This window comes from Oleiphilus sp. HI0132, from assembly GCF_001635845.1.
Map to the genome: position 1 here is coordinate 1 of NZ_LWGJ01001235.1, position 3621 is coordinate 3621.

Annotated in this window: 4 protein-coding genes; all 4 read left to right on the forward strand. The window is 44.0% G+C overall.

Going from position 1 to position 3621, the window contains the following annotated elements:
- On the forward strand, positions 1–601 hold a 601-nt coding region (locus A3766_RS18175; protein WP_197479619.1), incomplete at its 5' end, for a cell envelope integrity protein TolA.
- A 48-nt stretch (positions 602–649) separates the two neighbouring features.
- Entirely contained in the window at positions 650–1951 is a 1302-nt protein-coding gene (gene tolB / locus A3766_RS18180; RefSeq protein ID WP_068511018.1) for a Tol-Pal system beta propeller repeat protein TolB, read from the forward strand.
- A gap of 174 nt (positions 1952–2125) precedes the next feature.
- Positions 2126–2713, forward strand: coding sequence for a peptidoglycan-associated lipoprotein Pal (gene pal / locus A3766_RS18185; RefSeq protein WP_231872114.1), 588 nt, complete (start codon positions 2126–2128; stop codon positions 2711–2713).
- Positions 2714–2718: 5 nt separating this feature from the next.
- Positions 2719–3621, forward strand: coding sequence for a tol-pal system protein YbgF (gene ybgF / locus A3766_RS18190; RefSeq protein WP_068511016.1), 903 nt, complete (start codon positions 2719–2721; stop codon positions 3619–3621).

Genomic DNA, 3621 nt, shown 5'->3' on the forward strand with positions numbered 1-3621 from the left:
TCTGGAGAAGAAAAAGGCTCTAGAGAAGAAAAAAGCTCTNGAGAAGAAAAAGGCTCTGGAGAAGAAAAAGGCTCTAGAGAAGAAAAAAGCTCTNGAGAAGAAAAAGGCTCTGGAGAAGAAAAAGGCACTGGAAAAGAAAAAAGCACTGGAACTTGAAGAAGCCCTAAAAATCAAAGAGCGTGAATTGGCTCGACAAGCTCAAGAGAAAGTCTTACTGGAAAAGATGCGTAAGCTTGAAGAGGATCGACTTTTAGAAGCAAAAGCTGCTGAAGAAAAGGCGCGCCAAGCTGAGCTCGAAGCCGCGCATGCCTTTGAAGTGAGTGAGGTCGAGCGTTTTATGGCTGCAATTAAACGTAAGGTGCAAACCAGATGGCGTATTCCTCCCAAATCAACCGGTTTAAGCGTCACCTTAACAATAGAGCTTTTACCAAGCGGTGAGTTAAAAGCGGTTGGGATTAAAAGTACTAGCGGAAACCCGGTCTATGATCGCTCAGCAGAGCATGCTGCTAGCAGCATTAGTACCTATCCTGTTCCTGATGATGTAAATATATTTGATCGGCACTTTCGTAAGTTCTCGATGCGATTTTCACCTGTTGATTAGTGAACGTTTTTTAGATAAATGTTCTTGTGACGAAATTCTGAGGTTTGAATGAAGAAGTTTCTAATACTGATATTAACTGCATTTGTATCGGCAGCAGTAAATGCCGAGCTTGTAATCGAAATAGAGGTGGGCTCGGCAAGTGCTCAGCCTATTGCGATCGTTCCGTTTGCAAATAAAAATGCATCGCCATTGCCTGAGGATGTATCCAAAATTATTGCAAACAATCTTCAACGAAGTGGTGATTTTGATACCTTGCCGACCTCGCGTATGCTCGGCTTACCTGAACGCTTCGACCAGGTGCACTTCAGAGACTGGCGTAGGCTAGGGCAGAGTTATATTGTTGTTGGGAGTGTCACGCATCAAAATGGTTCTAAGCAGGTAATAGTAGACTATGAACTTGTTGATATCTTTACTCAAAAATCTCTCATTAGCGAGCGAGTAAAAGCAAGCCCTACAAGCCTTAGAAAAACAGCGCATTATATTAGTGACCGTGTGTATCAGCAGATTACGGGTGTCCAAGGCGTGTTTTCTACCAAGATCGCATATATAACCGTTAAAGAGTTAACCAACAAGCAGCGTCAGTACCGCCTAAATGTTGCAGATGCTGATGGGAAAGGGGCTTATACACTGTTTACTAGTCGCGAGCCTATGTTGTCTCCTTCATGGTCTAATGATGGGCAGCACCTGACTTACGTGTCTTATGACTCTGGTCGCCCAGCAATTTACATTCAGCATGTGATTTCAGGAAATCAAAGAAAGGTGACCTCGTTTAAAGGCTTGAATGACTCGCCTATGTGGTCGCCAGATGATTCCTCTCTGGTAATGACCTTGTCGAAAGATGGCAACGCCGAGTTATATAGTTATGACTTGGCTCGTGATCGCACTGAGCGATTAACATTCGACTCAGGTATTGATACCGAGGCAAGCTGGTCACAGGACGGTAAAAGTGTCGTATTTACAAGTGACAGGGGCGGGAGCCCACAGGTTTATCGTATGTCTCTGAGAGATCGTATTCCGGAGCGCTTGAGCTTTGTTGGGAAGTATAATACCAGGCCTCGCTACAGCCGCGACGGTAATAGTATTTTTTACGTCCACAAAAGTACCGAGCCGGGTGATCAAGGTTTTCATATTGCAGAAATAGATATCGAGACGGGGGATCAAAGAATTCTCACCTCAACATCGCTGGATGAGTCGCCAAGTGTTTCACCAAATGGGCGTATGATTATATATTCGACCTTGCGCGGTGGTAGCAAAGTTTTAGCGGTGGTATCGGTTGATGGTGGTGCGAAATATTTTTTACCATCTAATAAGGGCGATGTGCTGGAGCCTGCCTGGTCACCTTTTTTGTAGATTATTAATTATTGGATATAAACCGGTAAAAATAAAAGCTTTTCGCTAAAACCCGCTTGTGTTTTATAGTGCATCCGGTAAGCTTTGTATGATAATAAGTCAAATGATTTTAGTGTGAAAAGCGTACGATTTGACAAAGAATACTTGAATCCCCACCAAAAAAATGAAGGTAAGATGATGAAATTAAATTCGATCAAGCTGTTCCTGGCGCTTATTTTTTCGATTTTAGTACTAACTGGTTGTGAAAGCTTAAGTACTGAAGATGAGTTCACTGCAGACGAAGTTCCAGCTGCACAAGACGAAAACCAATCTGAAGACAGTGCTTCAACCGGCGGTACAGTTTCAGGTGCACCAGACGCTGATCAAATTAGTGTTGAAGAGCAGGCTGCTCAAAGAGCTAAAGAAGCTGCTATGGCCGAGCAAGCCGCTTTGCGTGAAATGAGAACTTTTTACTTTGAGTTTGACCAGTCAACTGTTAAGTCTGAGTCACGTCCTGCATTGGCAGCTCACGCGGCTTACTTATCTGCTAACCCATCGTCAAAAGTTGTGATTGAAGGTCACTGTGATGAGCGTGGCACTAAGGGTTACAACGTTGCATTAGGTGAGCGTCGTGGTAACTCGATTGCTAAATTCCTAATTGTAAATGGTGTTTCTAAAGCTCAAATTGAAGTAGTTAGCTACGGTGAAGAACGTCCTGCAAATGCTGGCCATAACGAAGCAGCATGGGCTCAAAACCGAAGAGCTTATATTGAGTATCAATAATCATTATGATGATTGATAAGACTCTCGCGCGGAGCTGTTTTTCAGCTCCGGCGCTATTACCAGTTACCCTCCTGTCCTTTCTTGTTATTTCTGCTCCTCTTTCTGCGCGAACACTAATTTTTCAGTCAGAACAAAACAATTCTGCGCCCGAAGCGTCAGCGCCTGCTGAACAAACAGCGTTGCCTTCGGCTCGGCCTGTTAGTGCGCCTGTCGCACTGCCGGTTCAAAGCTCTGCAAATAGTGAATTGTTTTTTATGATCGAGGAATTGCAGCAGCAGCTTAAGGCTCTTAGAGGTGTTGTAGAAGAGCAAGCTAATGAGATACGTCACTTAAAGCGAAATGCGAAGGCTAGATATCTTGACCTGGACTCAAGAGTGTTGGCTTTGTCCAAGCAAGCCAAGTCAAGTGGGTCGAGTTCTACTGTTTCCAATACATCCTCAGTCGTTTCGCCTAGCCTAAGTGTGAATGGAGAGTCAGAAGGTACGAAAGCAAGTGTTGTTACTGATGTCGCTGTCGAGCCCAAAAAAGCCAGTTCGGCTGAAGCAAAGCAGGCATATCAAGAGGCTTATGGGCTTATCAAAGACAAAAAGTTTGACGAGGCGGTTACAAGTTTCTACACGTTTATCGAGAAATACCCAGATGGGCCTTTAACAGGTAATGCCTATTATTGGTTGGGAGAGATTTACTTAGTCTTACCTCAGCTAGAGCAGGCTAGACAAGCTTTCTCTATCGTTGTGCAGGCATACCCTGGTCACAGTAAGGTTGCTGACTCTCTATTTAAGCTTGGTGTGGCATATGATCGCTTACAGAACCCGACTGAGTCTCAAAGATACTTAAGTGAGGTTCAAAAGCAATTTCCTGATAGTACCGCTGCCAAACTAGCAAAAAGTTATAAGATCAATCGCTAA

Coding starts and splice junctions, on each gene's coding strand:
- tolB (WP_068511018.1), top strand. CDS start 650: ATGAAGAAGTTTCTAATACTGATATTAACTGCATTTGTATCGGCAGCA.
- pal (WP_231872114.1), top strand. CDS start 2,126: ATGATGAAATTAAATTCGATCAAGCTGTTCCTGGCGCTTATTTTTTCG.
- ybgF (WP_068511016.1), top strand. CDS start 2,719: ATGATGATTGATAAGACTCTCGCGCGGAGCTGTTTTTCAGCTCCGGCG.